Origin of the sequence: Dokdonella sp., from assembly GCF_049593775.1 — a bacterium.
Taxonomy (GTDB): Bacteria; Pseudomonadota; Gammaproteobacteria; order Xanthomonadales; family Rhodanobacteraceae; genus Dokdonella.
Genome location: NZ_JBAWHJ010000206.1, coordinates 1 through 4,304, shown reverse-complemented (window position 1 = coordinate 4,304; position 4,304 = coordinate 1). Strand labels below are relative to the sequence as shown.

General features: G+C 56.3%; 3 protein-coding genes. All 3 read left to right on the top strand.

Annotated elements, in window-relative coordinates:
- The coding region (locus WBP53_RS07295; RefSeq protein WP_423927417.1) for a GNAT family N-acetyltransferase at nucleotides 1-1,142 on the top strand (1,142 nt) is incomplete at its 5' end.
- A 180-nt stretch (nucleotides 1,143-1,322) separates the two neighbouring features.
- Nucleotides 1,323-2,153, top strand: a complete 831-nt coding sequence (locus WBP53_RS07290) for an alpha/beta fold hydrolase (protein WP_423927415.1) — start codon at nucleotides 1,323-1,325, stop codon at nucleotides 2,151-2,153.
- A gap of 851 nt (nucleotides 2,154-3,004) precedes the next feature.
- The coding region (locus tag WBP53_RS07285) for a hypothetical protein (RefSeq protein WP_423927413.1) at nucleotides 3,005-4,304 on the top strand (1,300 nt) is incomplete at its 3' end.

Here is a 4,304-nt window from a genome sequence, read left to right as displayed (position 1 = left end):
CTCCCAGCGGGCTCGATTCGGTACTCGCCGATCGTATCGGTTTCCTCAACCCTGAGCACTGGGATGCGCTGACCGGAGGTGCATCATTTTTCATGTCGCGCGCTTACCGGGCGATGCTTGAAACCCGTTCGCCGGAGGGAATGTGTACGCGCTACGCGCTGGTCTACCGGAATGGCAATCCGATCGTTGCGTTGGCTGCACAAATCCTGGATGTGTCCGGAAATCAGTTGGTGCAATTGCCGAATTCGAAAGTTCGCAACAAGGCCCTGGAGTCATTCAAGGCGCGCTTGCTGGTATGCGGCAGTCTTGTCTCAAGCGGTTTTCATGGCCTTGCATTCGCTGAGGATGAATCGTCCGATGTGCTTTGGCATGCGGTCGCCGAAGCGATTTTTCGCATCCGTCGCGCGGATCGCCTGCACGGAAAGATCGACTACGTGATGATCAAGGATCTTGATCAGGTTCGTTCCGATAGCGCACAGCCGTTGCGTGCCTTCAGCTATCGGCCTCTGCAGACCGATGCGGAAATGGCAATGCCAATTCGACAAGCCTGGAAGAGCTTTGATGACTACCTGGCAGACCTGAACTCGAACTACCGTGGCAAGGCGCGCAAGATCATCAAGCAGGTAAGCGATGCTGGCTATCGTGTCGAGCGCAATGCTGATGCGAGCGAGCATGACGCCGTGTTGAACATGCTTTATCGCGAAGTTGAGCAACGCGCTTCAACGAGACTGTCAGCTCTTCCGCCAGGCTATTTCGGGGAGCTGGGCTTGCTTGCGGGACCACAGCGTTTTCGTTGCACACTGATTCGAAATGACTCGGCGATTGTCGCCTTCATCACAACGATCAAGGATGGTGACCGAGCGCTCGGCTACTACGTCGGATTCGACTATTCAGTCAACGCCAAGGTGCCGCTATACCTGCGATTGTTGCAGACACTGATTGACGATGCGATCGATCTGGGCTGCAATGAGTTGAGTTTCGGACGCACGGCCATGGAGCCAAAGGCATCGTTGGGTGCAACCGCTCAATCGAGTCATGTGTGGTTACGCCACCGGGTTCCCGTCGTCAATGCAGTGGTGCGTGAATTATTCGCCCGCGTCCAGCCTGATGATGCACCGCTTCGGCGTCCGTTCAGGGAATGAAGGTGGAGTCGGTTCGATCTGCGATCAACAGGCAATGGCGTTCGGTCTGAGTGCTCCTTCCGATACTCTTGCTCGTCGTTGGGTGCGCGCATGTTGCCCAGCTTGTCGTCGAGATCAAGCGCGGCTTGACTGGATCCACAAGTAGCCGCTCAATGGTTCCGTGTATGCGGAGGAACAATCATGACGAGTCTGGTCGGATTCCTGCTTGCTGCCCATCTCGTTTTCGGGTCGATGGCTGCGAGTTCCGTGGAGCCGACGGGCGCCGAAGGAAACACCGTTGAAGTCAACGGCATCGAAATGCACTACCGGGAGCAGGGCAGTGGCAGGCCGCTGGTGCTTCTGCATGGGTTTGGAGGTTGTGGAGACAACTGGCAGCCGTTTGTCGCTCCACTGGCTGAACACTATCGACTGATCATTGTGGACATGCGCGGTCATGGCCATTCGACCAATCCGCACAAGACTTTCACGCACCGGCAATCGGCGAAGGATGTTTTCGCGCTGCTCGATTCAATGGATGTCGGGCGCTTCTCTGCGATGGGGATGAGCTCAGGCGGCATGACCCTGCTGCACATGGCAACTCGCCAGCCGGACCGGATCGAATCAATGGTCCTGATCAGTGCTGCACCGCGCTTCAATCCTCAGGCGCGTTCGATCATGCAGGGCGCGTCTGTCGAGAACATGCCGCCCAAGGTGGGAGACTTGTATCGGGAGTGCGCGTTTCGCGGTGAAGCGCAGGTGGCTGAGCTCGTCGCGCAGTTCCGGGGATTCCATGCGGATGTCGAGGACATGGATTTTTCCGCGTCCGACTTGTCCAGGATCTCGGCAACGACCTTGATCGTGAGTGGCGACCGAGATGTGTTCGTTCCGGTTGATGTCTCGTCGGCCATGTTTCAAGCGATACCGAATGCATCGTTGTGGATAGTCCCTGGCGGGGACCATGTGCCCATATACGATCCCGAACTGTCCTTCTCGGCGGCCGCGCTACGTTTCCTGGAAGCTCCCTCTCGTTGAGGCAAGGAATCGGATCTGGCTGAAAATTCCGACCAGGAGCATGCTCTCGGGTTTGGCCAGCTTGTCGTTTTCAGGCGAGGCAGGATTCAATAACAGAAGGTGGAGGCGCTTGCCGGCGTGATTCATGCGGGATGGGCTCTTCTTCCGCCTCATTCCCCGAGCCAGGGAATGGTTGGTGAGTCATCACCTTGACTCCAGCCCAGCGATTGACAGGGCATCCATTGGTTCAAGCATGGTCACACGCAGTTTCGTCATGGTCCAAGACGCCAGATTGTTGATGTTGGGGCATAATCGACATGTCGCACTGTCCCAATGGGCGAGATCCGATCCACAGGGCCAGAGGACTTGCTCTCTTTTATCCGATTGCCCGGAGAATTCGATCAGTGCATGCAGTACGTTTCTGCTTGTTGACGCTCGTACTTGCAGCCTTTTCGGCCAAGGCCGAATTTCCTGTCTTTGAAGAAATCGGGCGGGAAGTCCCCGGGATGGTCAACCCAGGTATGGGTGGCTTCGCCGTTGCGGATTTTGACGGGGATGGTAACGAGGATCTGGCAGTTCCCGGAACCGGTGGCGATACCGTACTACAGATCATCGGTCGGACGTCGAATGGAATCGGAGTCAAACAGATTATCGTGCTGGATATCCCCTATTTCGTGCGCGCCCTTGCACGAAATGTAGAAAACGTACCTCAGCTCTATCTGCTCGGGATGGACGACAAGCTCCGGCAGTTTTCCGGCTGGCCGCTTGAACAGGTACGCGTCATGGATCTGGGCCTGCTGACCGGCCTGCCAGCAGCGGCAATCGGCGACATCGACAACGATGGATCCGATGACCTGGTAGTAGTCGACGGGATGAAAGGAAATTTCGTTCGGGTGTTTGATTTGGACACAGGTGCTGTTCGGTGGACGTTGCCAAACGAACTGGGAACGTCGGTACTACTGCTTCAACTGGATGCCGATCCTGCGCTTGAGATGGTTCTGGACGGGTTTCAGCTTCGAGTCATCGACGGGGCCACGCAGGCTCTGGAATGGGTATTGGATGAAGGCTGGCATACATGCTGTCTTGTTGCAGGGAGTTACCTTGGTCCTGGAGCTCAACAGTTTGCAGCTGCACGGCGCGGTGGCAGTGACGTCAGCGTAGTCAGAAGCAATCCATTCGCTTTTGTCTGGACCGCTTATCGACCCAGGGTGCCTGCAATGGGTACCGTTGACGTTGATGGTGATGGTTCCGACGAGCTCGTTCTCGGTCAAGATCAATGGGGTGATCTTCAGGTGCGAAACGGCTCTGATGGACAGTTGCTTCGGACCTTCCCGAATGGCGGCTATGCGATAAATGCAATTTCCGGTGCAAGGATTTCCGGTGCAGCTCGGGAATCGATTGCCTACAGCCCGAGTATGGCAATTTCAGAGCAGCATGAACTTTTTCGCGTGATAGACGGGCTTTCCGGGGTGACCCAGTGGGAAATACTCAACGACCGAGCAGGCGCATATTCGTCGGTGGCACTTTCTGACCTGAATGACGATGGCAGGCCGGTGTTTCTGTTTGCCGCCACAGGTGCGGGAAGCGTATACGGGGCGATATCCGAAATGGACGCCATGACTGGCAATCATCAATGGCAGTCTCCGCCGCACCCTCCGGCGACCACAAATTTTCCGTACTCCTTCAATCCGTATGGTCTAGGGGTGGCCCGCCGTCAGGGGCTGGCACCATTGATCATCGCCGCTGGTTCAAGTCATTCCGACGGACGGCTGACAGCAGTGGATGGGGAATCACATGGTGTTCATTGGGAGATTGGGGCAGCGTCGACTGGGCCACTCTTGCAGCGTCCAATAAGTCAGATGACTATCTTCGATATTGACTCTGACGGAAACGACGAAATATTTGTATGCACGATTGCCGCCCATGCTGGCATCGACCCTGTCAGCATTTCCGCATTTTCCGGAGAGAATGGTGCCCAGCTCTGGACCTCGCCGGGCATGGATGGAGGAGGCTTTCCGTTCTTGCCTGCCTGCAAGGATCTTCTGGTAGGCGTCTTTGGAGACAATGAAAGTCCGCAAATCGTCGCGGTGCTTCCCGCATCGGTGGAGGCATTCGATGGATTGACCCATGAACATACATGGAGCCTGTCCGTTGCGGCTGAAGGCGCAGCCC